Below are 25,859 nucleotides of genomic sequence, written 5' to 3' on the forward strand. Positions count from 1 at the left end.
GTCTCCTCTCACGTTGCAATCAGGACGCCGATTGTGCGGACCGGCATCGTCCGCAGCTTCACGTTTTCAGCCTTGAACAGGACGAATCAGGCATCCCGCATCCCTGTCAGGACGCACTCTAGGGTAAACCCCAGGAGTAAAAACACCTTTGTGAAACCGCCGTCACCATTTGACGTCAACTGCACTTTTTGAACAATATGGTCAGACCAATTCATGCGGCACGCAACAGCTCGCGCCCCACGATGAGTTGCTGGATCTGCGTCGTGCCTTCGTACAGGCGCAACAGGCGCACATCGCGGTAGAAGCGCTCCACCGGGTACTCGTTGATGTAGCCAGCGCCGCCATGGACCTGCACCCCTCGGTCGGCGACGCGGCCGACCATCTCGGTGCAGAACAGCTTGGCGCAGGACACGCGCATGGAGACGTCCGGATCGGAGACGTGCGCGGGCTTGTCGTCGAAGCGGCGCGCCACCTCCTGCACCAGGGACCAGCCGGCCAGCAGTTCGGCCTGGCTGTCGGCCAGCATGGCCTGGATGAGCTGGAACTCGCCGATGGCCTTGCCAAACTGGCGGCGCTCGCGCGCGTAGCGCGTAGCCTCCTCCAGGATGCGCTGCGCCATGCCGCAGGAAACGGCGGAGATGTGCAGGCGGCCGCGGTCGAGCACCTTCATCGCGGTCTTGAAGCCCTGCCCCGGCACGCCACCGATGATGTGGTCGGCCGGCACGCGCACGTTCTCCAGGATCACGTCGCAGGTCTTGGTGCCGCGCTGGCCCATCTTGCGGTCGGTCTTGCCCAGGCGGATGCCGGGCAGGTCGGCAGGCACGATGAAGGAGGACACGCCGCCGGCGCCGGCCTCACCGGTGCGGGCCATGAGGGTGAAGGCGCCTGCCCTGGGCGCATTGGTGATGAAGCGCTTGGTACCGTTGAGCACGTAGTGGTCGCCATCGGCCTGGGCGCGGGTCTTGAGCGCGGCGGCGTCGGAACCGGCGTCGGGCTCGGTGAGCGCGAAGGACATGATCAGTTCGCCGCTGGCCACCCGGGGCAGGATGCCTGCCTTCTGTTCCGGCGTGCCGTCCATGAGGATGCCCTGGGAGCCGATGCCCACGTTGGTGCCGAAGACCGAGCGGAACGCCAGCGCGGTGCGGCCGAACTCGTAGGCCACCTGCACCTCCTGGCTCATGGACAGGCCGATGCCCCCGAACTCCTCGGGGATGGACAGGCCAAAGAGGCCCATGGTCTTCATGTCTTCGACGATGTCGGCGGGCACCTCGTCGTGTTCTTCCAGGTGGTTTTCGGCGGGCACCAGCCGCTCGCGCACGAAGCGCTGAATGGTGGCCAACAGCAGGTCGAAGGATTCGGCGTCAAGGGCCATGTTCGGACTTTCGGGATCGCTATGGAAAAGGCGCTCAGCGGTGCGTGAACACCGGGCTGCGCTTGTCGAGGAAGGCGTGCATGCCCTCATGGGCATCGTCGCTGGCGAAACGTTCGTAGAGCGCGCGGCGCTCGAAGAGGATGCCCTCGCTGAGGGAGCTCTCCCACGCACGGTTGACGGCTTCCTTGATGGCCATGAGCGCCGGCAGCGAGTAGCCGGCGATCTGCGTGGCCAGGGCCAGGGTGTGCGCGCGCAGTTCGGCGTCGGGCACCACGCGCGAGACCAGCCCCAGGCGGTCGGCTTCCTGCGCGTCCAGCATGCGGGCCGAGAGGCACATGTCCATGGCCTTGGCCTTGCCGATGGCGCGCGGCAGGCGCTGGGTGCCACCGGCACCGGGCAGCATGGCCAGCTTGATTTCCGGCAGGGCAAAGCGTGCCGACTCGCCGGCGACGATGATGTCGCAGGCCAGCGCGAGCTCGCAGCCGCCGCCCATGGCGTAGCCGGCCACGGCGGCCAGCACCGGCTTGCGCACCTGGCGCACGGCCTCCCAGTTGCGGGTGATGAAGCCGCTCTGGTAGACATCCATGAAGGACCAGTCGGCCATGGCCTCGATGTCCGCCCCGGCCGCGAACGCCTTGGCGCCACCGGCGATGACGATGGCGCCGATGCGTTCGTCGCGCTCGAAGGCCAGCAGGGCCGCGCCCAACTGGTCCATGAGCGCGTCGTTGAGGGCGTTGAGCTGGCGCGGGCGGTTCAGCGTGAGCAGGCCTACCCGCCCCTGCGTCTCCACCAGCACCAGAGGTTCTTCGCCCGCGGTCATGACGGCAGGCCCAGTTGTTCGCGCAGGCGCTCGCGCAGCTTGAACTTCTGGATCTTGCCGGAGGGCGTGGTGGGCATCGCGTCCAGCAGCTCCAGCCGCTCGGGGATGTACTGCACCGCCACCTTGAGCGACTTCAGGTACTCGACCATGCCAGGCAGGTCCAGGCTCTGGCCGGGCTTGTTCACCACCACCGCGCAGGCGCGTTCGCCCAGCCGCGCGTCGGGGTAGGCCACGATGGCGGCCATGGCCACCGCGGGGTGGCGGTACAGCAGCGACTCGATCTCCACCACGGGAATGTTCTCGCCGCCGCGGATGATCACGTCCTTGCTGCGACCGGTGATGCGGATGTAGCCCTGTGCGTCCTTGCGCGCGAGGTCGCCGGTGTCGAACCAGTCGTCCGCATCGGTGTTGTTCCATTGCGGCCGTTTGAGGTAGCCACCGAAGTTGGAACACGCGCGCACCAGCAGCTTGCCGGGCTCACCGGCGGGCAACTCGCTGCCATCCACATCCACCACCTTGAGTTCCACGCCGGGCAGGGCCAGGCCGTCGGTGGTGAAGGCGCGTTCGTCGTCGTCGTCCAGGTTGATGAGGGTGACCGCACCGTTCTCCGTCATGCCCCAGGCAGAGACGATCTTGGTGCCCAGCACGCTGCGCGCCTGCTCCACCAGCGGGCCAGGAATGGGCGCGCCGGCACAGAGGAAGGTCCGCAGCGTGGGCACGCCCTGCCCGCTTTCGGCCACGGTGCGCGTGAGGTCGGTGAGGAAAGGCGTGGAGGCCATGGTGAAGCTGCAGTTCTCGGCGCGAACCAGCTCGACCGCCCGCTTCGGCTCCCAGATGTCCTGCAGCACCGCGCTGGCCTTGAGCATGATGGGCATCATCAGGCCGTACATGAAACCGGTCTGGTGGGCCATGGGCGAGGCCATGAGCACCACGTCCTCGGCATCGAGCTGCAGGCGGCGCGCGTAGGGAATGATGTTGGCCATCACGGTGTTGGCCGAGTGCATCACCCCCTTGGGCTCGCCGGTGGTGCCCGAGGTGTAGATCAGTTGCGTGATGTCGTCCGGCCCCGGCCGGCTACGCTGCAGGATCTCGGCCGCATCGGGCGCGTTCTCCCAGGCCGGTCCGCTGAGCAGGGCCTCGAAGCTGTCCGGCCCGTCACCATCGACGATCACCAGATGCCGCAGGTGCGGCAGGCCTGGCTGCAGTTCGCGCACCATCTTCTCGAAGTCGAAGCCCCGGAAGGACTTGGGCGCAATCATCACCTTGCCCTCGCCGTGCTTGAGCATGAAGCTCAGTTCCCGCTCGCGGAAGATGTGCATCAGCGGGTTCATCACCGCGCCCAGCCGCGAGCACGCCAGGTAGACCAGGGTGAACTGCCACCAGTTGGGAAGCTGGCAGGCCACCACGTCGTTGCGGCCCACGCCCAGGCGGGAAAGACCCACCGCAATGCGGTCGGCCATGCGCGCGAGTTCGCGGTAGGTGAACCGCGTGGTCTCGCCGCTCTCGACACGCAACGCGGTCAACGCGAGCTTGTCGGGGCAGGCCTGCACGCAGGCGTCCAGGTCCTGGTTGATGGTGCGGTCGTGCCAGAAGCCCTGCTCGATCATGCGGGCCCGGCGCGGGGGCAGAAGGACGGCGTCGAATTCCATGCTTGTCTCCGTTTGTGTTTGTGAAAACTGCCGTATCAGGCCGGCACGAACTTGCGGCCGGCGCGTGCGCGGGCAATGATGGTCTTCATGATCTGCGCGGTGCCGTCGCCGATCTGGAAGCCCAGCACGTCGCGCAGGCGTTGCTCCATGAGGCCACGGTCGTAGCCACCGTGGCCATAGCACAGCAGGCACTGGTGGATCACGTCGTAGGCCAGCTTGGGGCCCCACCACTTGGCCATGCCGGCCTCGGCGGTGTGGGGCAGGCCCTTGTCCTTGAGCCACAGACCTTGCAGGCAGAGCAGCCGCGCGCCCTCCACCTCGGTGTCGTACTGCGCCAGCGGATGCGTCACCCCCTGGAAGGCCGACAGCGGTTGACCGAACGCCTGGCGCTGGGTGATGTAGTCCCAGGTTTCGTCCAGAGCGACGCGGGCGACCGCCAGGCACTGCAGGCCAATGAGCGAGCGCGAGAAGTCGAAGCCGTGCATCACCTGCACGAAACCCTTGTTCTCGTCGCCCAGGCGGTGGCTGACTGGCACGCGCACGTTCTCGAAGAAGATCGAGCCGCGGCCGATGGCGCGCTGGCCATGGCAATCGAAACGGCTGGTCGTCACGCCGGGGGTGTCCATGGGCACCATCAGCGCGGTCACGCCATGGGCGCCGGCATCGGTCGTACCCGTGCGGCCAAAGACCACCACGATGTCCGCCTGGTCGGCGGCGGAAATCGAGGTTTTCTCGCCGTTGATGACGTAGGTCTCACCGTCGCGCTCAATGCGCAGGCGCAGGTTGGCCGCGTCCGACCCGCCACGCGGCTCGGTCAGCGCGATCGCGCAGATGGCCTCGCCGGCACAGAGCTTCTTCAACCACGGACCCACGACCTCGGGGTTGCCGTACTTCGAGAGGATCTGGCCGTTGAGCGAAGCCAGCAGGTTGAGGTAGGAGAAGCTCAGGTCGGCGCGGGCAATCTCTTCGTGGATCACCCCGGCGGCGAGGCAGCCCATGCCCAGGCCGCCCACCGATTCGGGCAGCTCGGGGCAGATGAAACCCAGCTCGCCCATCTCTCGCAACAGGGTGCGTTCGAGCACGCGCGTCTGGTCGCGCTCCAGGAAGCCGGGCTTGACGCGCTCCTCCGCAAACCGGCGCGCGGTTTGCGCCAGCGCCTGCAGGTCTTCGTCCAGGTAAGGATTGGGACTCATGTCGGTTCTCCGCAAGCCAATGAGCGCCTCAGCGGGCGTACTTGCGGAACTCGGGCTTGCGCTTTTCCTTCAGCGCATTCACGCCCTCGCGCGACTCTTCCGTGTCGTAGTAGAGCTTGAGCGCGTACATGCCCATGCCGGCAATGCCGCTCTGGTGCGCGGTGTCCATGTTGAAGCTGCGCTTGGCGATGGCCAGCGCCGTCGGGCTCTTCTCGCAGAGCTCTTCGCCCCACTGCTGCACGGTGGCGTCGAGCTGGTCGGGCGGCACGCAGATGTTCGCCAGCCCCATGGCGACCGCCTCCTGACCGGAGTAGCGGCGGCACAGGTACCAGATCTCGCGCGCCTTCTTCTCGCCCACCACGCGCGCCAGGAAAGCCGTGCCGTAGCCCGGATCGACCGAACCCATTTTGGGCCCCACCTGACCAAAGACCGCCTTCTCCGAGCAGATGGTCAGGTCGCAGATGGTGGCCAGCACATTGCCACCGCCGATGGCGAAGCCCTGCACCCGCGCGATCACCGGCTTGGGCACGTCGCGGATGGCGGTGTGCAGCTCCTCCATCGGCAGCCCGATGGTGCCGCGCCCGTCGTAGTTGCCGTTGTGCGCGGACTGGTCGCCTCCCGTGCAGAACGCGCGCTCACCCGCTCCGGCGAGCACGATGGCCCCCACCTCGCGGTCGTAGCCAGCCTTGTTCAACGCCTTGATCAGTTCGTCGCAAGTCTGACCACGGAACGCGTTCATCTTGTCGGGCCGGTTGATGGTGATCCAGGCCACGCCGTTGCGGACTTCGTACAGGATGTCTTCGAAATTCATGATCGTTTCCAGAAAGAAAAGGAGTTGGGCCGTGATCAGCCGTGCATGGTCAGGCCGCCCGAGACGGACACCACCTGGCCGGTGATGAAACCGGCGTCGTCGCTGCCAAAGAAGGCGATGGCACTGGCCAGGTCGTCGGGCTGGCCCAGACGACCCAGCGGAATGGCACTGCGGAAGGCTTCCAGCAGCTTGGCCGGATCGCGCGCGCCCTCGGCCACGCCGGCCAGCAACGCGGTGTCGGTCGGCCCCGGGCACACCACGTTGACCGTGATGCCCTGGCGCGCATGCTCGCGCGCCAGCGTCTTGGACAGCGCGACCAGACCACCCTTGCAAGCCGAATAGACCGCCTCACCCGAGGAGCCGCCCCGCGCGGCGTCCGACGCCACGTTCACCACGCGCCCGTACTTGCGCTCGGCCATGCCCGGCAGCACCGCGTGCAGCATGTGCAGCGCACCGGTGAGGTTGATGGCAATCAGCTTGTCCCACTCGGCCGGCACCGTCTTGGTGAACGGCTTGAACACGTCCCAACCGGCGTTGTTGACCAGCACGTCGATGGGGCCCAGCGCCGACTCGACGCCAGCCACCGCCGCATCCACTTCGGCGCGGCGCGTGATGTCGCACTTGAAGGCAGCGGCCTTGCCGCCCGCCGCCCGGATCTCGTCCACCACCTTCTGGGCTGCGTCCAGGTTCATGTCCAGCACACCCACCTGGGCGCCCTCGGCCGCAAACCGGCGGCACGCCGCCCCACCGATGCCACCGCCGCCACCCGTGACCACCACCACTTTTCCACTCAGATTCTTCATCGCAACCCTCGAACCAGCCCGGCCACCCGCACGAACCTCTCGCGCAGTCACAACCAAACTATGACAATGTATTGTCTTATATTAAGCCCGAGACTGGATAGAAGCAAGCAGAGGTCTACCAAAAGATTCAGTATTTACCCTATATGAATCCGATAGCCAGGCGAGAAACTGGTCGATAGCCACAAGCCAAGCTTCGGCATATACGTAAATACATTGCTTTTAAAGGGAAGGCACGCCCATACCGCCCAAGCCTGAGGCCGACGCAACCGGGCGTTCGAAAAAAGGGGGGATATCCCGCGCCACCCAGACCGGGAAGACGCGGCAAGGCGCTCAGCCGGACACCGTGCCCGGCTGAGCGCGGCCTAACGCGAGGGTGCGCGCAGGGCCTGGACGGTCACGTGCTTGCGCACGGGGCTGGACAGCACCAGCGACGTGGTGACGGCGCCGTGCGCCGCCAGGGCATCGACCACACGCTCAAGGTCGGCGGGCTCGGCGATGGCACAGCGCACGAAGAAGCAGTCCTGCCCGGTCACGCGGTCCACTTCGAGCACCTCGGGCATGGCGTCGAACAGCTTCAGGTACGGCGCAATGCCGGCATGCGTGGTCTCGATGCGGATGATGGCGGTCAGCCCCACACCGATCTTCTTCAGGTTCACGCGCGCGCCGTAGCCCTCGATGACCCCCGCCTCCTCCAGCTTGCGCACACGCTCGCTCATGGCCGGCTGCGAAAGACCGATGCGCTTGCCCAGCGCCGCCAGACTCTGGCGGGCATCTGCCTGCAGCGCCTGCAGGATCAACCAGTCCTTCTTGTCGAGTTGCATGGGTAGATCGGAAAAGACACGAACGAATAAACAAACAAACAGGCCGGCAGGCGAAAGCACCGATGGGTCATTGGTTTGCGCGGCCGCTTTCCGATGCCGGCCCCTGGGCCGCGGCCGTGTGCGGCGCTATCTTACGGGGGCAGCCTCGCACAGCCCCTGTGAAGCCAAGCCACCCCACCGCCACCCATCCCTTTGCCAGAAAGCCCCCATGCAACTCATCGGCATGCTGGATTCACCCTACGTACGCCGCGTGGCCATCTCGCTGCGCCTGCTGAACCTGCCGTTCGAACACCGCCCCATCTCCGTCTTCCGCACCTTCGAACAGTTCCGCCAGATCAACCCCGTGGTCAAGGCACCGACCCTGGTCACGGACGACGGCACCGTTCTGATGGACTCCACCCTCATCCTGCAATGGATCGAAGGCGAAGGCCCGCACGACGCGGCCAGCCGCCTCACCCCCACCACGCGAACCGCACGGCTGCAAGACCTGAGACTCACCGGGCTGGCCCTGGCCGCCTGCGAAAAGACCGTGCAGATCGCCTACGAACACCAGCTCCGCCCCGAGGACAAATGGCACGCTCCCTGGCTGGACCGCGTAAACGGACAGTTGAGCGCCGCCTACGCTGCACTGGAAGCCGAAGTCGCCAGCACCCCGCCGCAAGCAGAACCCACCGCCCTGACCCACGGCAGCATCGCCACGGCAGTGGCCTGGAGCTTCACCCAACTCATGCTGCCCGACCACATGAACCCAGCCACCCACCCCGCGACAGCAGCTTTCACCGAGGCCGCGGAACGCCTGCCAGCGTTTCGGGCTTGTCCGCAGGTGGGGTGACGAGCGGGATGAGGTGGGCGCCGAGATGCCGATCTGGCGGCAAACCACAGGCGCGCCGTCGTCGGCCATTCGCAGCGCATACCCTCGCTGGACCGCAAGCGTGTGGGACTTGGTCATGCGTACGCTGGCCTTGTGTATCCACCGCGAGGAGGCCTTCCCTGCGTTGGACGTGACGCGCCGCGGCGCATTCGCCCAGAACCTCACCGCCATCGTCGAGCACTGGCCCGACGGCCTTGAGCAGGGCCGCTCCACGGTGGGCACCGCCCACATCCGCATGACGCGCCGGCGCGCCCGCTACGTGGCCACCTTCGAGGACGACATCCTGGGTGAGCAGACCAGCATCGAGTTCGCCCATACCCCGGAGGTTCTGATGCCCTGGGACCTGCTGGCGCGCGCCTACGCCTGGACCAGCCACGGCCGCGCCTCGATGCCGCCCCGGCCTGAGCTCTACATGCCCATCCCGTACGAGCACGAGGGTGAGGTGGTCGTGGCCGTCGACACCGTGCGCGAGCCGGCGCGCACCGGCCTGTACCGGTGGATGCTCAGCAAGGGTGTCTCGCCCTTCCTGGTGCCCGACATCAGAGGCACCTGCATGGCAGAAGCCGACTACGTGCGTTTCCTGAGGAAGGCCGTATGACCACCACCGTCCCCGCAGACCGCCCTTCAGGACTAGGCATCGAGCAGTCCTGGAAGCGCTGGGACTCGGTGAACCGGCCGAGCTCGGCGGCCACCCGTTGGCACATGTCCAAGAAGGCCGTGGACCGCTCCGTAGAGGAGTTCAGCAAGTGGAGCAATCTGCGCTGCGTGCGCCATCTGGCCAACGTACGCTGGGGCAGCCACGTCAATGTGGTCTGCGCCCACTGCAGCACCTGCGCTGACCACTACTGGAGCGAGAAGGAGCTGCGCTGGAAGTGCAAGGGCTGCGGCAAGCGCTTCAGCGTCACGTCGCAGACCGTCTTCGCCAACCGCCGCATCTCGCTGCAGAAGTTGTTGGCGGCCTTGCACCTGTGGGCGTGTGGCGCTGCGGGTCAGCCTGCGCTGGAGCTGCGCCGCATGCTCAAGCTGGGTGGCTACAACACGGCCTTCAGCCTGGTCAGCAAGCTGCGCGAGGGCCTGGTGCGCGGCTTCAACACCGGGCTCATCAGCGGCATCGTGGAGATGGACGGCGCCCACGCCTCTGGCCGGCGCGCCAGCGAGAAACGAGGTAAGCCGCTGAACTACCGGTCGGCGGAGGCCATCGCGGAGGATGAAGAACTCGCGCTGCTCACCAGCAGTGCCCGAATCAAGAAGCGCAAGGAGAACAAGGCCCGGGCGCTCGCTGCCGGCGGCGTGTTGCACCCTGAGCACGGCAACGTGTTCCCGCCCACCAGGCGGGTAGTGGTCACCCTGCGCAAGCGGCATACCTCGCCAGGCAGCGGTTCTTCCATCACGCGCGTGGGCGTCGCCATGGCGGAGACTCCCGACGCGATGGAAGCCCTGGCGCGCAAGTACGTGGCTGTGCCGGAGTCGGTGCTCTCGACCGACACGGGTACCGCCTTCCAGAGGCTGGGCAAGAAGTTCCAGCTGCACCTGCAGGTCAACCACAGCGAGACGCTCGTGGGCCCCAAGGGTGAGCACTCGAACAACGCCGAGAGCTTCAGCGCGCGCCAGGACCGCTCCGAGAAGGGCATCTATCTGAACATCGAACCCAAGTACCTCCACGACTATGCGGTGGAGACGGCGTTCCGGGAGGACTACCGCAGGCTCTCGCCAGGAAAGGCCGCCGAGCCACTTCAGCGCGGATGGCGTCTTCTTCATGGCGAGGGGTTGCATGTGGTCAACATACCCTCGTACAGCCACCCAATCGGCGCAGAAAAGTCGCCTCGGATTGCTCCGGGCGACTGTTACCGACCTTGGGCCAACAGCGTAGTAAAACCCCCCACGCACAAAAAAGCCACCCCGAAGGGTGGCCCTTGTCTCCTCTGCGGGATTCGGCTCAGTGGAACTGCTCTTCTTCGGTCGAGCCGGTCAGCGCCTTCACGCTCGACGACCCACCCTGAATCACCGTGGTTACGTCGTCGAAGTAGCCGGCGCCCACTTCCTGCTGGTGCGACACGAAGGTGTAGCCTTGCTCGCGCGCCTTGAACTCGGGCTCCTGCACCATTTCCGTGTAGTGCTTCATGCCTTCGCCGCGGGCATACGCGTGGGCGAACTGGAAGGTGTTGAACCAGTTGATGTGGATGCCGGCCAGGGTGATGAACTGGTACTTGTAGCCCAGCGCGGCCAGGTCTTCCTGGAAGCTGGCGATCTGCTTTTCGTTGAGGTTCTTCTTCCAGTTGAACGAGGGCGAGCAGTTGTAGGACAGCAGCTTACCAGGGCTGGCGGCTTGCACGGCCTGGGCGAATTCGCGGGCGAAGCCGATGTCGGGCACACCGGTCTCGCACCACACCAGGTCGGCGTACGGGGCGTAGGCCACGCCGCGGCTGATGGCTTGCTCCAGGCCGTTCTTGACGCGGAAGAAGCCTTCCTGGGTGCGCTCGCCGGTGAGGAACGGCTTGTCGTTGGCGTCGTGGTCGCTGGTGATCAGGTTGGCGGCTTCGGCGTCGGTGCGGGCCAGCACGATGGTGGACACACCCATGACGTCGGCGGCGAAGCGCGCGGCGATGAGCTTCTCGCAGGCTTCCTGCGTGGGCACCAGCACCTTGCCACCCATGTGGCCGCACTTCTTCACGGCGGCGAGCTGGTCTTCGAAGTGCACGCCGGCGGCACCGGCGGCGATCATGTTCTTCATGAGTTCGAAGGCGTTGAGCACGCCACCGAAGCCGGCCTCGGCGTCGGCCACGATGGGCAGGAAGTAGTCGATGAACTCGGCGCTGCCGGGTTCGATGCCACGGCCCCACTGGATTTCGTCGGCGCGCTTGAAGGTGTTGTTGATGCGGCGGACCATGGTCGGCACCGAGTCGTAGGCGTAGAGCGACTGGTCGGGGTACATGGTTTCAGAGGTGTTGCCGTCGGCCGCAACCTGCCAGCCGGAGAGGTACACGGCTTCCAGGCCGGCCTTGGCCTGCTGCATGGCCTGGCCGGCGGTGATGGCACCGAAGGCGTTCACGTAGCCCTTCTTGGCACCACCGTTGACCTTGTCCCAGAGCTTTTCCGCGCCGCGCTTGGCCAGGGTGTATTCGACCTGCATGCTGCCGCGCAGGCGCACCACGTCGGCGGCGGTGTAGCCGCGCTTGACGCCTTTCCAGCGTGGGTTGGTGGCCCAGTCTTTTTCCAGGGCTTCGATCTGCTGCGCGCGGCTGAGTTGCTCGGTGAGGGATTGAGGCATGACAGTGCTCCGTGAGGTTGAGGGGAACGGGGGCATCGGGTCCCGGGGATCGGGCTTGCAAGACCGGTGCCGTTGGAAGAACTTTAAGTCTTATAGAAGACTTTGAGAAGCTCTTATGTCTTATATAAGAGAAAAAATTTCTTGTTGTTTTTCAACAGACTATTTGTTTAATTTCTCAATATGGCAATCAATCTCTCGCATTGAGAAATTTTTTTGCAACGCAACATCTTGTCAATTCATATTGTGGAAAGGGTGTTTCTCATGCAGAAAACCGCACGCAAGGATCGGGCATGATGCGACCCACTCCTGTGCACCCTGCCCCAAGCCGTGAACGCCCCTCCCTCTTCGCACCGCTGGTCCGCCTACGCTTGTCTGGCTTTGAGCATGTCCTTGGTGGGGAGCTATGTCGCGCTGTCCAAGCCGCTGGTGCTGGTGTTCCCGGTGTTTTTGCTGGCGTGGCTTCGCTTCGGCATTGGTGGCCTGGCCATGTGGCAGTGGCTGCGCAAGCCGGCCTCGGAACCCGCGCTGAGCACGCGCACGCGCGCCCTGCTCTTTCTGGAGTCCTTTCTGGGCAACTTCCTGTTTTCGATCTGCATGCTGTTTGGCGTGAGCATGACGACGGCGGTCGCCGCGGGTGTGGTGATGTCGTCGATTCCAGCGGTGGTGGCGGTGCTGAGCTGGCTGTTCCTGCGCGAGCGCATTGGCTGGCGCAGCGCAGCCGGCATCGCCTGCGCGGCTCTGGGCATTGGCCTGTTTTCCCTGCAGAAGACCGATGCGGGCCTGGCGGCGCCGGCCGATGGCCCCTTGGGCATCAACCGCGCGCTGCTGGGCAATCTGCTGGTCTTCGCCGCCGTGGTGTGCGAAGCGTCGTACGTGGTGATCGGCAAGCGCCTGACCGATGGCCTGGGGCCCAAGCGGATCTCGGCCATCATCAACCTCTGGGGCTTTGCGCTGGTCACGCCGCTGGGCATCTGGGCGGCATGGGGTTTTGATTTCGGCACCGTCTCGGCGCCGATCTGGGGCTTGCTGGTGTTCTACGCGCTGGCGGCCAGCGTCTGGACGGTGTGGCTGTGGATGACGGGCCTGAAGACGGTGCCGGCCTCACAGGCTGGCGTGTTCACGGTGATGCTGCCCATCAGCGCGGCGGCCATCGGCGTGCTGTTCATGGGCGAACGGCTGACGCCGCTTCAGGTGCTGGCGTTCGGCATTGCCCTGCTGGGCCTGGTGCTGGCCACGCTGCCCGGCCGCCGCCGCGCCTGACGCGGGCCATCACGCGCACATCATGCACACCAGAGGCCGCTGGGCTGGCTGATGCCCATCCAGATGGCCCAGCCCGAGGTGAGCGCGAGCGCCAACCCGGCCAGGCGGATGCCCCAGGCCCCGGAGCGCGCGCCGCGCAGCCGCAGCAACAGCCAAGGGCCCGCCGTGAGGGACACGGAGGTGCCAAGAGAGAACAGCGCCATGATGAGCGCGCCCTCCAGGGCGTTGGCCGAGAGGGAGGCCATGAGCAGCGCCGAATACAGCAGCCCGCAGGGCATGAGCGCCCAGCCGACGCCGAGCACCACCGGCGCCCGGGGCCCGAGCGCGCCAAGCACCGGACGGGCCTTGCGCCAGACCTGCTGGCCGAGGTTCTCGATCCAGGCCGGCTGGCGCGCCTGCCACAGCAGCACCGCACCCAGCAGCAGCGCGGCCACATGGAACATGGTCCATACCGGGCGCAGCACGGCGGTGTTCGTCCCCAGCCAGGCCAGCCCTTGCACGGAACCGGCGGCGAACGCACCGAAGAGCGCGTAGCCCAGCATGCGGCTGGCCTGAAAGCTCAGCAGCGCGCGGTGGCCATGGCCACCGGCGGCACGGCTGATGCCGGCGCACGCGGCACCACACATGGCCACGCAGTGGGGCCCGCCCACCAGGCCCATGAACAGGGCCGTGATCGCCATCGAGGTCTGCATACCGGCAATTTACGGGATATCAGATGATCCGGGAGAATTTCGCGCGGTCCTGGTCCACCCGAAGGTGTTTGTCGAACACCATGGCGATGGCCCGCACCAGGAACCAGCCGGTGTCCGTGACGTGGATGCCCGTGTCATCCACACGGACCAGCCCCTGCGCCGCCAGGTCGTCCAGCACCTCGAGTTCGCGCGCGAAATGGCGCCGGAAGTCGATCAGGTGGGCGAGTTCGATGGATTCGAACAGCAGCTCGCCCTGGCACATCAGCGCCATGATGACCGCGCGCCGCAGCAGGTCGTCTCGCGTGAGGGCCAGCCCGCGCACGATGGGCAGCCGTCCCTGGTCGAGCAGGTCGCGGTACTCGTCCAGCGTCTTGGCGTTCTGGCTGTAGGTGGCGCCGATGCGGCCGATGGCCGACACCCCCAGGCCGATCAGGTCGCAATCGGGCTGCGTGCTGTAGCCCTGGAAATTGCGGTGCAGGCGCCCCTGCCGCTTGGCCACCGCCAGCGCGTCGTTGGGCAGCGCGAAATGGTCCATGCCGACGTAGACGTAGCCCGCCCCCATCAGCGCGTCCAGGGACGCGGAGAGCATGGCCAGCTTGTCGCCCGCACTCGGCAGTTCGGCGGCAACGATGCGCCGCTGCGGCTTGAAGCGCGCCGGCAGGTGGGCGTAGGCGTACAGCGCAATGCGGTCCGGCCGGAGCTGGTTGACCTGGGCCAGGGTGCGCTGGAAGGACTCCGGCGTCTGCAGCGGAAGGCCGTAGATCAGGTCGACGTTGACCGACTCGAAACCGATGCGCCGAGCGGCCTCGACCAGCGCGAACACCTGTTCCGCCGGCTGCACGCGGTGCACCGCTTTCTGCACCGCGGGATCGAAGTCCTGCACGCCAAAGCTCAGGCGGTTGAAGCCCAAGGCGGCCAGGGCGCGCAAGCGTTCCTCTGTGACGGTGCGCGGATCGACCTCCACCGAGTACTCGCCGCCGGGCGCGAAACTGAAATGCCGCCGCAGCATGGACATCAGGTCCGCGAGTTCGGCATCGGACAGGAAGGTTGGCGTGCCACCGCCCAGATGCAACTGCGAGACGCTCTGGCCCGTCCCCAGGTACTCCACCTGCAGCTCCACCTCGCGCGCCAGGTAGCGCAGGTACTGCGCGGCGCGCTCGTGGTGCCGCGTGATCACCTTGTTGCAGGCGCAGTAGTAGCAGACCGATTCGCAGAACGGAATGTGCACGTAGAGCGAGAGCGGCAGCGCCATGGAACCGGCACGCCGTTGGCCCAGGGCCTGGATGTAGTCGCGTTCGGTGAAGGCCTCGACGAAGCGGTCCGCCGTGGGGTACGAGGTGTACCGAGGCCCGGGAACGTCGAATCGACGCAGCAGGTCGTCGGGGATGGCATGGCTCACGGCAGGTGTCTCCAGTTCATGGATCCACTGTGCAATACAAATGGCTGACAACCCTTGATCTTGGTCAAGAACGCCAGAGGCAGGGGCTTTCTCGACAAGCACACCCCATGGGGTATGCTCTCGGCTTCAGGAACGTATCGAGACCGGACCGCCTATGGACGCTCAAACCATCAAAGTCGCCTGCTCGAGCTGCAACCTGCGCGAGCTGTGTCTGCCCATGGGCCTCAATGCCGGTGAGATCGACAAGCTTGACCGCATCGTCTCCACGCGCCGCCGCATCAAGCGTGGCTCCGCGCTGTTCAACGTGGGCGACAAGTTCACATCCCTCTACGCCGTGCGTTCGGGCTTTTTCAAGACCTGTGTGACCACCGCCGACGGGCGCGACCAGGTCACCGGCTTCCAGATGGCGGGCGAGATCATTGGCCTGGACGGCATCGTCAGCGACCGCCATTCCTGCGATGCGGTGGCGCTGGAAGACGCGGAGGTCTGCGTCATGCCGTTCGAGCAGGTCGAGGAGCTTTCCCGCGAGTTCACGACGCTGCAGCACCATGTGCACAAGATCATGAGCCGCGAGATCGTGCGCGACCATGGCGTGATGCTGCTGCTGGGCAGCATGCGCGCGGAGGAGCGCCTCGCCACCTTCCTGCTCAACCTGGTGCAGCGTCTGCATGCGCGCGGTTTTTCGCAGTCCGAACTGGTGCTGCGCATGACGCGCGAGGAGATCGGCAGCTACCTCGGCATGAAGCTGGAGACCGTGAGCCGGACCTTCTCCAAGTTCGTCGACGAAGGCATCATCGACGTCAAGCAGCGCTACGTCCAGATCAAGGACACCGACGCGCTGCGCCGCATCGTGAATCCGCAGAACTGCGGCTAGGGCGGGCCGTCGAGCTCTTCCTTGGGCAGGAAGAGCAGCACCGTCAGCGCGCTGGAGGCCATGGCCATGATCCAGAACACGAAGAACGCCACGGTGTAGACCGCCAGGCGCGACCAGCCCAGCGGCGCACCGCCGAAGGCGTGCAGATCGCCCGGATCGACCACGGCGAAGACCAGCATTTCCAGCACGGCCGCGACGAGGAACGCCGGCCACACCACCCACATCAGACGCCTTGCCCACATGGCCTGTCTCCTCTCTCCGATGGGTGCAATGCCAAGATCGTCGGACCGCTCACTGGCCTTCGGGAACCACCGGCGAGGCCGCGTGGTTGCGCGCCTGGTGCGCCGGCTGCAGTTTGACGAGGGCGTCCGTCCGGGCCTGGCCCTGAAGCGCCATGGCCGCCTGCCGGCCGCGCTCGAACTCGGTCTTGTCCAGCACCGGGTCGGCGTTGTGCACCGCGATCCAGGCCGTGACGAGGCTGGCGACGACCACGGCCAGCGGCCCGCCGACCACCAGCCACATCTGGGGCACGCGCCACCAGGCCGGGGAAACAGACGGTACGGAGGTGCGGGTGTTCATGTCAGGGCTCCTGGGCAATGGGGTGTGGCGCCGCATCAGCGCGGCACAAGGAAGACCGCCTTTTCGGCCACATGCTGCGGAGACTCGCCGCTGGACCGGATGTCGAACTGGATGGGATGCGAGCCGGTGGTGGCCGCATCCGGCGGAATCTGCACGCGCACGGCAACCGAGCGGACTTCCGTGGGCAGCACTTCGAAGGTGGTCTCCGAAGCCATGGTGATGCCGGGCAGGCCCGAGACGCTGACGGCATAGCGCTGCGTGGTCTCGGTGGCGTTCATGATCTGCAGGCGGAACACGTTTTCGATGCGGCCCTGCTCCACCATGCGCGCAAGCGCTCCCCGGTCGCGGATCACGTCGACCTTGAGCGGCGTGCGCAGGAACAGGCTCACGCCCACCGCGACGGTGATGGCCAGCAGGATGCCACCGTAGACCAGCACACGCGGCCGCAGGGCGCGGCGCAGCATCTGGTTGCGGTTCCAGCCGTTGGCCATGCCGTTCTGCGTCGAGAAACGGATCAGGCCGCGCGGGTAGCCAACCTTGTCCATCACCTCGTCGCACACGTCCACGCAGGCGGCGCAGCCGATGCACTCGTACTGCAGGCCCTTGCGGATGTCGATGCCGGTGGGGCAGACCTGCACGCACAGGGTGCAGTCCACGCACGTGCCCAGGCCCAGGGCCTTGGGATCCGCTTTCTTCGAGCGGGCCCCGCGCGGCTCGCCGCGCTGGGCGTCGTAGGTGACGATCATGGTGTCCTTGTCGAACATCGCGCTCTGGAAGCGCGCGTACGGACACATGTACTTGCACACCTGCTCGCGCAGGAAGCCCGCATTGCCATAGGTGGCAAAGCCGTAGAACAGCACCCAGAAGGTCTGCCAGGGGCCGAGCGAGAGGGCGAGCGTGAGTGCGCCCAGTTCACGGATGGGCGTGAAATAGCCGACGAAAGTGAAGCCGGTCCACAGCGCGAACGCCACCCACAGCGCGTGCTTGAGCGCCTTCTTGCCGAACTTGGCGGCCGAGAGATCCGCCTTGTCCAGCCGCTGGCGCGCGGAGCGGTCGCCCTCGACCTTCTTTTCGATCCAGAGAAAGATCTCGGTGTAGACCGTCTGCGGGCAGGCGAAGCCGCACCAGAGGCGCCCGGCGACCGCCGTGAAAAGGAACAGCGAGAGCGCGGAGATCACCAGCAGGCCGGTGAGGTAGATGAAGTCCTGCGGGTAGAGAACCAGCCCGAAGAGGTAGAAGCGGCGCGCCTCCAGATCAAACAGCACCGCCTGCCGGGCATTCCACTGCAGCCAGGGCAGACCGTAGAACACCAGTTGGGTCAGCCAGACGATCAGCCACCGCCAGCGGGAGAAGAAGCCCGAGACCGAACGCGGGTAGATCTTCTGCCGCGAGGCATAGAGCGAGACCATCACCTCGTCTGCCGCCGCTGCGGGCTGCGGCACCGGGGTGATGGGGATCACGGCTTTGGCGCCAGGATCGGCGCCGGGACTGGCGGTGCTCACGGTTTTCAGTTGGTCTTGGCAGCGCCGGCGGACTTGTTGGACAACCCCCAGACGTAGGCGCTGAGCACATGGATCTGGTCGGCGTTGAGCTTGCTGGCCTGGGCCGGCATCTGGTTGGTGAAGCCGTTGGTGATGGCGCGCACCACGGCCTCTTCACCCCAGCCGTGCAGCCAGGTGTTGTCGCTCAGGTTGGGCGCACCCATGGCCTGGTTGCCCTTGCCGTCCATGCCGTGGCATGCGGCGCAGGCGCCGAACTTGCTCTTGCCCAGTGTGGCGCGCACGGAGTCGTGCGGGCTGCCCGAAAGGCTGAGCACGTAGTTCGCGACGTTGCGCACATCTTCTGGCGTGCCCACGGCGGCGGCCATGGGCGGCATCATGCCGGTGCGCCCTTCGGTGATGGTGGTCTTGATGGCCTCGGGGCTGCCGCCCCAGAGCCAGTCGCCATCGGTCAGGTTGGGGAAGCTGCGCGCGCCGCGGGCGTCGGAGCCGTGGCACTGGGCGCAGTTGTTCATGAACAGGCGTTCGCCAATGGCCATGGCCTGGCTGTCGCCAGCCAGTTGGTCGGCCGGCATGGCCTTGAAGCGTTCGTAGATGGGGGCGATCGCCTTTTCGGCCTTGGCCACCTCGGCCTTGTGCTGGCCATCGGACGACCAGCCGAGCACGCCCTGGTAGGTGCCGAACATGGGATACAGCAGGCCGTAGACCAGCGAGAAGACCACGGTGATGATGAACAGGTAGACCCACCACTTGGGCAGCGGGTTGTTCATTTCCTGCAGGTCACCGTCCCAGACATGGCCGGTGGTGTTGTCTTTCGACGCCGCCACCTTGGTGGTACCGCTGACCCAGAGCAGGATGAGGCAGGCCACGATGCTGACCAGCGTCAGCCCGGCCACATAGATCGACCAGAAGTTGCTTGTGAAGTCGCTCATGATGTTTCTCGTTGTCGTGGGCCGTTCATTCGTCTTCGAAGGGCAGTTGGGCCGCTTCGTCGAAACGGTCCTTGTTGCGCCGCGACCAGGCCCAGGCCACGATGCCCAGGAAGGTCAGCAGGCTGATCACGGTCATGGCACTGCGCAGGTCATTGATGTCCATGGCATGGGCTCCTTGTGCGTGATCACTTGATGGCGGTGCCCAGCACCTGGAGGTAGGCGACCAGGGCATCGAGCTCGGTCTTGCCCTTGACCGCTTCGGAAGAAGCGGCGATCTCTTCGTCGGTGTAGGGAGCACCCAGCGTGCGCAGCACTTCCATGCGGCGCGGAATGCCGGCGGCGTTCACCGTCTTCTTCTCCAGCCAGGGGTAGGCAGGCATGTTGGACTCGGGCACCAGGTCACGCGGGTTGTTCAGGTGGATGCGGTGCCACTCGTCGCTGTAGCGGCCACCCACGCGCGCCAGGTCGGGGCCGGTGCGCTTGCTGCCCCACTGGAAGGGACGGTCGTAGACGAACTCGCCCGCCACCGAGTAGTGGCCGTAGCGCAGGGTCTCGGCCTGGAAGGGCCGGATCATCTGCGAATGGCAGTTGTAGCAGCCCTCGCGCACGTACACGTCGCGCCCGGCGATCTGCAGAGCGCTGTAAGGCTTGAGGCCCTCCACGGGCTGCGTGGTGGACTTCTGGAAGAACAGTGGCACGATTTCAACCAGCCCGCCGACCGCGATCACCAGCACGATGAGCACGATCATCAGGAAGTTGTTGGTCTCGATCCGCTCGTGGGTGAAACCCTTGGAATTTTGTGTGTTGGCCATGATGGTGTGTCCTCAGGCGTGGGCCGGGTTGATCACGGGGATGCGCACGTCCTGCACCTGGCCGCTGCGCGCGGTCATGACCACGTTCCACAGCATCACGAGCATGCCGCCCAGGTAGAGCACGCCGCCGAGCAGACGGATCACGTAGAAGGGGAACGTGGCCTTGACCGATTCGACGAAGGTGTAGGTCAGGCTGCCGTCGGGGTTGACCGATCGCCACATCAGACCCTGCATCACGCCGGCGATCCACATGGCGGCGATGTAGAGCACGATGCCGATGGTGGCGATCCAGAAGTGCAGTTCGATGGCGGGCACCGAGTACATCTTCTTCTGCCCGAACAGGCGCGGGATCAGGTAGTACATGGAACCCATGGTCACCAGGCCGACCCATCCGAGGGCGCCGGAGTGCACGTGGCCCACGGTCCAGTCGGTGTAGTGCGAGAGCGCATTGACCGTCTTGATCGACATCATCGGCCCCTCGAAGGTCGACATGCCGTAGAACGACAGCGAAACGATCAGGAAGCGCAGGATGGGGTCGTCACGCAGCTTGTGCCAGGCACCCGAGAGGGTCATGATGCCGTTGATCATGCCGCCCCAGCTCGGGGCCAGCAGGATGAGGGAGAACACCATGCCCACCGATTGCGTCCAGTCCGGCAGCGCGGTGTAGTGCAGGTGGTGGGGGCCGGCCCAGATGTAGGTGAAGATCAGTGCCCAGAAGTGCACGATCGACAGCCGGTAGGAGTAGATCGGCCGCCCCGCCTGCTTGGGCACGAAGTAGTACATCATCCCGAGGAAGCCGGCGGTGAGGAAGAAGCCGACGGCGTTGTGCCCGTACCACCACTGGATCATCGCGTCCTGCACGCCCGAGTAGGCGGAGTAGGACTTGAGCAGACCGACCGGCACCGCGGCGCTGTTGACGATGTGCAGCATCGCGACGGCGAGGATGAAGGCGGCGAAGAACCAGTTGGCGACGTAGATGTGCGCCACCTTGCGCTTCACGATGGTGCCGAGAAAGACCACCGCGTAGGACACCCACACCACCGCGATGAGGATGTCGATGGGCCACTCGAGTTCGGCGTACTCCTTGGTGGTGGTGTAGCCGAGCGGAAGGGTGATGGCCGCCGACAGGATGACCGCCTGCCAGCCCCAGAAGGTGAAGCTCGCCAGCGGCCCGCAGAACAGGCGCGCGTGGCAGGTGCGCTGCACCACGTAGTAGGAGGTGGCGAACAGCGCCGAACCGCCGAAGGCGAAGATGACGGCGTTGGTGTGCAGCGGACGCAGCCGACTGTAGGTGATCCAGGGCAGGTCGAAGTTGAGCGCCGGCCACGCCAGTTGTGCCGCGATCACGACACCGACCAGCATGCCGACCACTCCCCACACGATGGTCATCACCGCGAACTGGCGGACGACCGTGTAGTTGTACGTGCTTGCCTCAGCCGACATGCCTGTCTCCCGCTGTGTCTGCATGGATGGAACCGGCGCGTGTCGCGTGCCGCCGCTTCACGAGGTGAATGCCGGGGCGAAGCCGCGGCTCCAGAGGATCACGGTCACCGCGAGCATCGCCACCAGCGAGACCATGCCGAAGGCCAGCACGGCCGAGGACAGCAGGAAGCCGCGCTCCGGCGGGATGCGCATGACGATGGGAACGCCCGTGTAGAAGAGGTAGATGGTGTAGCCGACCACCGGCAGCCCCAGCACCAGGTTCAGCCACAGCAGGGGATAGAGCTGCATCACGCCGGACAGGAACAGTGGCGTCGCGGTGTAGGTGGCGAGTGCCACGCACTGGGACAGCGGCTGCTCCGCGCCGTAGGTGCGGCTCATCCAGTGGATCATCCAGCCCATGGTGAAGGTGGCGACCACCATCGCCCCGTAGTAGAGAACGGCGATTCGCAGGGCGCTTTCGGGCGTCAGCTTGACTGCCCGGGTTCCGGCCACCTCCCAGCCTATCTCGGTGGTTCCCACGTAGCTCGCGATGGCCGGCACCAGGGCGAGCAGCAAGGTATGGCCGGCAAGGCAGGCGCCGGTGGAGTAGCCGGCATCCCGGATGCGTTCCCACTCGTTGGCCGGGTTGGTGAACAGCCCGATCAGATGCTTGAGTACCATCGCCATCCCCCGCCCGGAGGGCCCCCTCGGCCCTGGCCTGTAGACGCCGGGCCGCGCGCCATTGCCGGCGCAACGCCCCGCAACGCCGGCAAGACTAGTCGCTCGGCGGGCGGCTGCATTGACGGCGATCAAGCAAGCCACGCCGTACCCGTCGGCAGGCCCGGAAGTCGGTGGCCGGCAGTGGGTCGGCCCGCGCGCGGGGCGGTACACTTCGCCGCGCTCCGCGTCGCGTCCCGGGTTCGAAGCGGCGGCGGCCGAGACGCCCGGCACGCAAGAGGTTGCTCATGCCAGAGAACGAGTCGTCCACCCGGTGCAGCCAGCCGTCGGCGGGTGCCGACGAGAGCGCGGGTTCCGCCGCGGTCGAGCAACTCTTGATGGTGGTCGCCGACGCGCACGGGAAGGTGCTGCACGTTTCCGAGGCCTGCGCGCGCATGACGGGGCGACGCAGGGACGACCTCCTGCGGCGTCACATCGACGAGTTGCTGGTGCCCGTGGAGAAAGGGGGGCAGGCCGAGGGCGTGCATTCTCGCCGGGCGCGCAGCCGTGGCTGGCAGCAGCACGCGACGGTGCTGCGGAACGAGCGGGGCGAGGAGCGCCTGGTGCACTGGTCGAGCACGCCCTTGCACGCCCCGAGCGAGGGCCGCCTGTTCGTGTTCACCGGTGTCGACGTGACCGAGCACGCCAGCGCCGGCGAGGTGACGCAGGACAGCGACGCCCGCCTGCGCTCGATCCTCGAGGCGGCGGTGGACGGCATCATCACCGCCGGCGCCGACGGCGTCATCGAATCGGTGAACCCGGCGGTGGAGCGGATCTTCGGCTACTCGGCGGCGGAACTCGTGGGGCAGAAGATGAACGTCCTCATGCCCGAGCCCTACCGCTCCAGCCACGACGGATACATGGCCCGCTATCTCAGCACCGGAGAGCGTCGCATCATCGGCATCGGCCGCGAAGTGGAGGGCCTGCGCCGCGACGGCACCGTGTTTCCCATAGAGCTTGCCGTCGGCGAGGTGGTGATCCCCGGCCGGCGCATGTTCACGGGCATCATCCGCGACATCACCCAGCGCAGGAAGGCCGAGGAGGAGGCGCGGCTGCGCCTGGACCAGCTGGCGCACGCGTCGCGGCTGGCGGCGCTGGGCGAGCTGACGTCCAGCATCGCGCACGAGATCAACCAGCCGCTGGCGGCCATCGTCAGCTTCGCCGACGCATCGCTGCGGATGATGCGCTCCGGCAAAGGTTCCAGCGAGATGCTCACCACCGCGCTGGAGCAGATCGCGGCGCAGGGGGCACGCGCCGGCGACATCGTGAAGAACCTGCGCCAGTTCGTGCGCAAGGGAGGCAGCGGGCGCGAGCGAGTGAACGTCAACACGGTGGTCAAGGACATGCTCGGCCTGCTGTCGCACGACATCCGCATGAAGCGCGTCCGGGTCACGCTGGCGCTGGACGAGCAATTGCCCCGGGTCACCGCCAACCGGGTCCAGGTCGAACAGGTCACGCTCAACCTCGTGCAAAATGCCATCGATGCCCTCACCGGCGTCGATCCGAAGGACCGCCGCGTCGTCATCACCACCGCACGGGTGGGCAGTGAGCGCGTGGAGGTCGCCGTCATCGACAACGGCACGGGCCTGCCGGCGGAAGGAGCGCAACGGGTGTTCGACACCTTCTTCACCACCAAGCCCGAGGGGATGGGCATAGGCCTGTCCATCTGCAAGTCGCTGGTGGAAGCCCATGGTGGACGGCTCACCGCCGAGTCCAACGACGAGGGAGGCGCCACTTTCCGCTTCACGCTGCCACTCGAGGCCGCTGCCGATGGATGATGAAGGCGTCGTCTTCGTGGTCGACGACGACGATGCCCTGCGCGGTGCGCTGGTCCTGCTGGTGGAGTCCGCGGGCATGCGTGCGCGGGGCTTCGCGTCGGCAGACGCCTTCCTTCGCGAGGTCGGCACCGATGCCGCCGGCTGCCTGGTCACCGACATGCGCATGCCGGGACTGAGCGGCCTGGAACTGCAGCAGCGGCTGGTGGCGGACGGCTCGGTGCTCCCGGTCATCGTGCTGACCGGTCACGGTGACGTCCCGGCAGCCGTGCAGGCGTTGAAGGCGGGCGCCGTTGATTTCCTGCAGAAGCCCTTCGCACCGGAGCGGCTGATCGAATGCGTGCGCGGCGCGCTGGAGCGCGGTTGCGCGGAACGGGCCAGGCGCGTGTTGTTCGACACGCTCACTGCGCGCGAGCGCGACGTGCTGGCCATGCTGATGGAGGGCGGCGCCAACAAGGTCATCGCCATCGACCTCGGCATCAGCGAGCGCACGGTGGAACTGCACCGGGCGCGCCTGATGAAGAAACTCGGCGTGCGCACCGTCGCCGAACTGATGAAGCTCGCCATGGCGGCCGGCCTGACGGCGGGCGCATGACGACCCCTGCGCCGGGCGGGCCACCGGCAGCCCACCCCAACCGCCGTTGATCTGCATCAACGTGAGGTCGAGGTTGGTACCTTCTACTAGCGTCCAGCGCGGAAACCGACGCCGGGATTCGGTCCCTGCGGTCCGCCAGATGGCCCGGGCGACCGCCGGCCGTACATTCATGAGGCAGGGGCGCAGATGTACTTCGAACCACCGGGAGCGGCACCCCTTGGGATGAACGAACGCCAGTTCAGCAACCCGGGCTGCGCATCGTCCACGGTGTTCATCGTGGACGACGACGCGGCGGTGCGGTCGGCCTTGAGCATGCTGGTGCACTCCTGTGGCTGGAAGCCTCGCCCTTGCGCCTCCGCGGAGGAGTTCCTCGAATGCTATACGCGTCAGGGCCGCGGCTGCCTGGTGCTGGACCTGCAGATGCCGGGAATGACGGGGGCCGACCTGATGGACATCCTCGCCGACCTCGACCTGCAGCTTCCGGTGATCGTCATCACCGCGCACGCCGACCACGCCATGGCCGATCGCGCGCGTGCCTCCGGCGCGCTGGCGGTCATCGGCAAGCCGTTTCGCGATGACGAACTGCTGGGATGGATCGAGACGGCGCTGACGCGCTCGGCGCCGGCGGGAGAGGCCGACTAGCGAACGGTCGAACGGAGTAATCCGGTCGGCGGCCGACGCGCGCTCGTACTCGCCGCATACGTGGATCCACGTATAGGCACCCTGCCTCAACGCGCCAACAATCCCTACCCACAAGCCACGGCAAAGTGGAGTAGAGAGCGATGAGCAGCAACAGCAACGTTGTCCGGTTCTTCGGCAGCCGCCGTTCGTGCGCCGACTGCAACCTTCGCAAGGAATGCGCGTGGCGCGAGATGGACGAGCGCCTGCTCGAGGGGCTCGAAGCCACCCCTGAACTGTTCCGTCGTGGAGAGCGGTTGTTCCACGCCGGCGACGCGCTTCGCTCCCTGTTCGTGGTGCGGGCCGGCGCGGTGAAGACCTGCATGGTTTCCAGCGAGGGTGACGAGCAGATCGTGGCCTTTCACGGCCCCGGCGAACTGATCGGCCTGGATGCGGTCGCCGACGGTACCTACGCCTGCGATGCCGTCGCCCTCGACACCTCCAACGTGTGCGCGATTCCCTACGAGGAACTGTGCGCCCGCGCGGTGCGCAATGCCGGGTTGCAGCAACACCTGATGCGCGCGATGAGCTGCGCCATCAAGCGCAACGGCGACATGGTGATGCTGCTCGGCAAGAAGAACGCCGAGCAGCGCATGGCCAGCTTCCTGATGGCGCGCTCGGATGCGCAGAGAAACCGCGGCTACTCCGCCAGCGAAGTGACGCTGCCGATGTCGCGTGCCGACATCGGCAACTACCTGAGCCTGGCGGTGGAGACCGTGTGCCGCCAGCTGACGCGCATGCAGGCGGACGGCCTGCTGGAAGTTCATCGCAGCATGGTGAGCATCCGCGACCTGTCGGCGCTGCGCTCGCTTGCCGGCGGCGAGACCGGCGAGACTCCCGCAAGACGAGCCGCACTGTGAGGCTAGAACAGCCGGGCGCCGCGCACCCGCGGTGGGTGCCGGCCTCCGCGCTGGCGCTCGGCCTGCTGTTGGCGGCACCCGCCGCGGCACCTGCCTCGGAGACCCGCGATTCGATGCGGGCCATCTACGGCGCCCTGGTACAGGTGTTTCCGTTGTC

General features: G+C 66.4%; 26 protein-coding genes and 1 pseudogene. 9 read left to right on the forward strand and 18 right to left on the reverse strand.

The genetic code is table 11. The features are described 5' to 3' along the window. Window positions 1-211 precede the first annotated feature (211 nt). The 7 genes from KIT53_RS19580 to KIT53_RS19610 form a co-directional block, all read right to left on the reverse strand. A complete protein-coding gene (locus tag KIT53_RS19580) occupies window positions 212-1,372 on the reverse strand; it encodes an acyl-CoA dehydrogenase family protein (RefSeq protein WP_297756106.1) in 1,161 nt (386 codons plus the stop codon). A gap of 34 nt (window positions 1,373-1,406) precedes the next feature. Further along, a complete protein-coding gene (locus KIT53_RS19585) occupies window positions 1,407-2,192 on the reverse strand; it encodes an enoyl-CoA hydratase (protein ID WP_297756107.1) in 786 nt (261 codons plus the stop codon). Then, window positions 2,189-3,841: a cyclohexanecarboxylate-CoA ligase gene (gene aliA / locus KIT53_RS19590; RefSeq protein ID WP_297756108.1), complete on the reverse strand. Its 1,653-nt coding sequence runs from the start codon at window positions 3,839-3,841 to the stop codon at window positions 2,189-2,191. The genes KIT53_RS19585 and aliA overlap by 4 nt, the downstream gene beginning before the upstream one ends. A 35-nt stretch (window positions 3,842-3,876) precedes the next feature. Then, a complete protein-coding gene (gene aliB, locus KIT53_RS19595; protein WP_297756110.1) occupies window positions 3,877-5,034 on the reverse strand; it encodes a cyclohexanecarboxyl-CoA dehydrogenase in 1,158 nt (385 codons plus the stop codon). A 28-nt stretch (window positions 5,035-5,062) separates the two neighbouring features. Beyond that, a complete protein-coding gene (gene badI / locus KIT53_RS19600; protein ID WP_297756112.1) occupies window positions 5,063-5,845 on the reverse strand; it encodes a 2-ketocyclohexanecarboxyl-CoA hydrolase in 783 nt (260 codons plus the stop codon). A gap of 35 nt (window positions 5,846-5,880) precedes the next feature. Beyond that, window positions 5,881-6,648 (reverse strand): 2-hydroxycyclohexanecarboxyl-CoA dehydrogenase, encoded by a 768-nt coding sequence (badH, locus tag KIT53_RS19605; protein ID WP_297756114.1) that lies wholly within the window; start codon window positions 6,646-6,648, stop codon window positions 5,881-5,883. 362 nt (window positions 6,649-7,010) lie between these two features. Next, on the reverse strand, window positions 7,011-7,469 hold the full coding sequence (locus KIT53_RS19610; RefSeq protein WP_297756116.1) for an Lrp/AsnC family transcriptional regulator: 459 nt from the start codon (window positions 7,467-7,469) through the stop codon (window positions 7,011-7,013). A 208-nt stretch (window positions 7,470-7,677) separates the two neighbouring features. Between KIT53_RS19610 and KIT53_RS19615 the strand changes: the two genes are divergently transcribed. The 3 genes and pseudogenes from KIT53_RS19615 to KIT53_RS19625 all read left to right on the forward strand — a co-directional run. Further along, a complete protein-coding gene (locus KIT53_RS19615; protein ID WP_297756118.1) occupies window positions 7,678-8,301 on the forward strand; it encodes a glutathione S-transferase in 624 nt (207 codons plus the stop codon). Between the two features lie 115 nt (window positions 8,302-8,416). Continuing rightward, the gene (locus KIT53_RS19620; RefSeq protein WP_297756120.1) at window positions 8,417-8,938 is read left to right on the forward strand and encodes a hypothetical protein; all 522 of its coding nucleotides are present in this window, start codon (window positions 8,417-8,419) and stop codon (window positions 8,936-8,938) included. Window positions 8,939-9,042: 104 nt separating this feature from the next. Further along, window positions 9,043-10,029, forward strand: a pseudogene (locus tag KIT53_RS19625) (IS1595 family transposase); the annotation flags it as partial. A 247-nt stretch (window positions 10,030-10,276) separates the two neighbouring features. Here KIT53_RS19625 and aceA read toward each other — a convergent pair. Then, the gene (aceA, locus tag KIT53_RS19630; protein ID WP_297756122.1) at window positions 10,277-11,608 is read right to left on the reverse strand and encodes an isocitrate lyase; all 1,332 of its coding nucleotides are present in this window, start codon (window positions 11,606-11,608) and stop codon (window positions 10,277-10,279) included. Window positions 11,609-11,935: 327 nt separating this feature from the next. Here aceA and KIT53_RS19635 point away from each other — a divergent pair, with 327 nt between their 5' ends. Next, window positions 11,936-12,868, forward strand: a complete 933-nt coding sequence (locus tag KIT53_RS19635) for a DMT family transporter (RefSeq protein ID WP_297756124.1) — start codon at window positions 11,936-11,938, stop codon at window positions 12,866-12,868. Between the two features lie 20 nt (window positions 12,869-12,888). Here KIT53_RS19635 and KIT53_RS19640 read toward each other — a convergent pair whose 3' ends face one another. Continuing rightward, entirely contained in the window at window positions 12,889-13,560 is a 672-nt protein-coding gene (locus KIT53_RS19640; RefSeq protein WP_297756126.1) for a sulfite exporter TauE/SafE family protein, read from the reverse strand. 19 nt (window positions 13,561-13,579) lie between these two features. Next, window positions 13,580-14,959: an oxygen-independent coproporphyrinogen III oxidase gene (gene hemN / locus KIT53_RS19645; protein WP_297756128.1), complete on the reverse strand. Its 1,380-nt coding sequence runs from the start codon at window positions 14,957-14,959 to the stop codon at window positions 13,580-13,582. A 154-nt stretch (window positions 14,960-15,113) separates the two neighbouring features. Between hemN and fnr the strand changes: the two genes are divergently transcribed. Beyond that, a complete protein-coding gene (gene fnr / locus KIT53_RS19650; RefSeq protein ID WP_297756129.1) occupies window positions 15,114-15,833 on the forward strand; it encodes a fumarate/nitrate reduction transcriptional regulator Fnr in 720 nt (239 codons plus the stop codon). On the opposite strand, the gene KIT53_RS19655 is transcribed toward fnr, so the two are convergent. The 8 genes from KIT53_RS19655 to KIT53_RS19690 form a co-directional block, all read right to left on the reverse strand. Then, on the reverse strand, window positions 15,830-16,075 hold the full coding sequence (locus KIT53_RS19655) for a hypothetical protein (protein ID WP_297756130.1): 246 nt from the start codon (window positions 16,073-16,075) through the stop codon (window positions 15,830-15,832). The two genes, fnr and KIT53_RS19655, sit on opposite strands and share 4 nt — an antisense overlap. Window positions 16,076-16,124: 49 nt before the next feature. After that, complete coding sequence (locus tag KIT53_RS19660) at window positions 16,125-16,412, reverse strand: FixH family protein (RefSeq protein WP_297756131.1); 288 nt, start codon at window positions 16,410-16,412, stop codon at window positions 16,125-16,127. Between the two features lie 35 nt (window positions 16,413-16,447). Next, window positions 16,448-17,821, reverse strand: coding sequence for a cytochrome c oxidase accessory protein CcoG (gene ccoG / locus KIT53_RS19665; protein ID WP_297756150.1), 1,374 nt, complete (start codon window positions 17,819-17,821; stop codon window positions 16,448-16,450). A 98-nt stretch (window positions 17,822-17,919) separates the two neighbouring features. Then, window positions 17,920-18,843: a cytochrome-c oxidase, cbb3-type subunit III gene (gene ccoP / locus KIT53_RS19670; RefSeq protein ID WP_297756133.1), complete on the reverse strand. Its 924-nt coding sequence runs from the start codon at window positions 18,841-18,843 to the stop codon at window positions 17,920-17,922. Window positions 18,844-18,868: 25 nt separating this feature from the next. Continuing rightward, the gene (locus KIT53_RS19675) at window positions 18,869-19,006 is read right to left on the reverse strand and encodes a cbb3-type cytochrome c oxidase subunit 3 (protein ID WP_297756135.1); all 138 of its coding nucleotides are present in this window, start codon (window positions 19,004-19,006) and stop codon (window positions 18,869-18,871) included. Between the two features lie 22 nt (window positions 19,007-19,028). Beyond that, window positions 19,029-19,655 (reverse strand): cytochrome-c oxidase, cbb3-type subunit II, encoded by a 627-nt coding sequence (gene ccoO / locus KIT53_RS19680; protein ID WP_297756137.1) that lies wholly within the window; start codon window positions 19,653-19,655, stop codon window positions 19,029-19,031. Window positions 19,656-19,667: 12 nt separating this feature from the next. Then, a complete protein-coding gene (ccoN, locus tag KIT53_RS19685; protein ID WP_297756139.1) occupies window positions 19,668-21,098 on the reverse strand; it encodes a cytochrome-c oxidase, cbb3-type subunit I in 1,431 nt (476 codons plus the stop codon). Window positions 21,099-21,155: 57 nt separating this feature from the next. Beyond that, the gene (locus KIT53_RS19690; protein WP_297756141.1) at window positions 21,156-21,758 is read right to left on the reverse strand and encodes a Yip1 family protein; all 603 of its coding nucleotides are present in this window, start codon (window positions 21,756-21,758) and stop codon (window positions 21,156-21,158) included. Window positions 21,759-22,042: 284 nt separating this feature from the next. Here KIT53_RS19690 and KIT53_RS19695 point away from each other — a divergent pair, with 284 nt between their 5' ends. The 4 genes from KIT53_RS19695 (at window position 22,043) to KIT53_RS19710 (ending at window position 25,702) form a co-directional block, all read left to right on the forward strand. Beyond that, window positions 22,043-23,572 (forward strand): PAS domain-containing sensor histidine kinase, encoded by a 1,530-nt coding sequence (locus KIT53_RS19695; protein WP_297756144.1) that lies wholly within the window; start codon window positions 22,043-22,045, stop codon window positions 23,570-23,572. Next, window positions 23,565-24,164 (forward strand): response regulator, encoded by a 600-nt coding sequence (locus tag KIT53_RS19700; RefSeq protein ID WP_297756146.1) that lies wholly within the window; start codon window positions 23,565-23,567, stop codon window positions 24,162-24,164. Before KIT53_RS19695 ends, KIT53_RS19700 begins: the two co-directional genes overlap by 8 nt. Before the next feature lie 222 nt (window positions 24,165-24,386). After that, window positions 24,387-24,806, forward strand: a complete 420-nt coding sequence (locus KIT53_RS19705) for a response regulator (protein WP_297756147.1) — start codon at window positions 24,387-24,389, stop codon at window positions 24,804-24,806. 140 nt (window positions 24,807-24,946) lie between these two features. Continuing rightward, entirely contained in the window at window positions 24,947-25,702 is a 756-nt protein-coding gene (locus KIT53_RS19710; RefSeq protein ID WP_297756148.1) for a cyclic nucleotide-binding domain-containing protein, read from the forward strand. Window positions 25,703-25,859: the final 157 nt, after the last annotated feature.

It is taken from the genome of Hydrogenophaga sp., from assembly GCF_026125785.1.
Taxonomy (GTDB): domain Bacteria; phylum Pseudomonadota; class Gammaproteobacteria; order Burkholderiales; family Burkholderiaceae_C; genus Hydrogenophaga.

Bases quoted from the DNA above. Each gene is read 5' to 3' on its own strand.
- ccoO (WP_297756137.1), bottom strand. From the start codon at position 19,655: ATGGCCAACACACAAAATTCCAAGGGTTTCACCCACGAGCGGATCGAG.
- KIT53_RS19660 (WP_297756131.1), bottom strand. From the start codon at position 16,412: ATGAACACCCGCACCTCCGTACCGTCTGTTTCCCCGGCCTGGTGGCGC.
- KIT53_RS19580 (WP_297756106.1), bottom strand. From the start codon at position 1,372: ATGGCCCTTGACGCCGAATCCTTCGACCTGCTGTTGGCCACCATTCAG.
- KIT53_RS19610 (WP_297756116.1), bottom strand. From the start codon at position 7,469: ATGCAACTCGACAAGAAGGACTGGTTGATCCTGCAGGCGCTGCAGGCA.
- KIT53_RS19690 (WP_297756141.1), bottom strand. From the start codon at position 21,758: ATGGTACTCAAGCATCTGATCGGGCTGTTCACCAACCCGGCCAACGAG.
- ccoP (WP_297756133.1), bottom strand. From the start codon at position 18,843: ATGAGCGACTTCACAAGCAACTTCTGGTCGATCTATGTGGCCGGGCTG.
- badH (WP_297756114.1), bottom strand. From the start codon at position 6,648: ATGAAGAATCTGAGTGGAAAAGTGGTGGTGGTCACGGGTGGCGGCGGT.
- KIT53_RS19695 (WP_297756144.1), top strand. From the start codon at position 22,043: ATGCCAGAGAACGAGTCGTCCACCCGGTGCAGCCAGCCGTCGGCGGGT.
- aceA (WP_297756122.1), bottom strand. From the start codon at position 11,608: ATGCCTCAATCCCTCACCGAGCAACTCAGCCGCGCGCAGCAGATCGAA.
- aliB (WP_297756110.1), bottom strand. From the start codon at position 5,034: ATGAGTCCCAATCCTTACCTGGACGAAGACCTGCAGGCGCTGGCGCAA.
- KIT53_RS19620 (WP_297756120.1), top strand. From the start codon at position 8,417: ATGCGTACGCTGGCCTTGTGTATCCACCGCGAGGAGGCCTTCCCTGCG.
- KIT53_RS19655 (WP_297756130.1), bottom strand. From the start codon at position 16,075: ATGTGGGCAAGGCGTCTGATGTGGGTGGTGTGGCCGGCGTTCCTCGTC.
- KIT53_RS19700 (WP_297756146.1), top strand. From the start codon at position 23,565: ATGGATGATGAAGGCGTCGTCTTCGTGGTCGACGACGACGATGCCCTG.
- ccoG (WP_297756150.1), bottom strand. From the start codon at position 17,821: ATGGTCTCGCTCTATGCCTCGCGGCAGAAGATCTACCCGCGTTCGGTC.
- badI (WP_297756112.1), bottom strand. From the start codon at position 5,845: ATGAATTTCGAAGACATCCTGTACGAAGTCCGCAACGGCGTGGCCTGG.
- KIT53_RS19710 (WP_297756148.1), top strand. From the start codon at position 24,947: ATGAGCAGCAACAGCAACGTTGTCCGGTTCTTCGGCAGCCGCCGTTCG.
- KIT53_RS19615 (WP_297756118.1), top strand. From the start codon at position 7,678: ATGCAACTCATCGGCATGCTGGATTCACCCTACGTACGCCGCGTGGCC.
- KIT53_RS19585 (WP_297756107.1), bottom strand. From the start codon at position 2,192: ATGACCGCGGGCGAAGAACCTCTGGTGCTGGTGGAGACGCAGGGGCGG.
- KIT53_RS19705 (WP_297756147.1), top strand. From the start codon at position 24,387: ATGAACGAACGCCAGTTCAGCAACCCGGGCTGCGCATCGTCCACGGTG.
- fnr (WP_297756129.1), top strand. From the start codon at position 15,114: ATGGACGCTCAAACCATCAAAGTCGCCTGCTCGAGCTGCAACCTGCGC.
- ccoN (WP_297756139.1), bottom strand. From the start codon at position 21,098: ATGTCGGCTGAGGCAAGCACGTACAACTACACGGTCGTCCGCCAGTTC.
- aliA (WP_297756108.1), bottom strand. From the start codon at position 3,841: ATGGAATTCGACGCCGTCCTTCTGCCCCCGCGCCGGGCCCGCATGATC.
- KIT53_RS19640 (WP_297756126.1), bottom strand. From the start codon at position 13,560: ATGCAGACCTCGATGGCGATCACGGCCCTGTTCATGGGCCTGGTGGGC.
- KIT53_RS19675 (WP_297756135.1), bottom strand. From the start codon at position 19,006: ATGGACATCAATGACCTGCGCAGTGCCATGACCGTGATCAGCCTGCTG.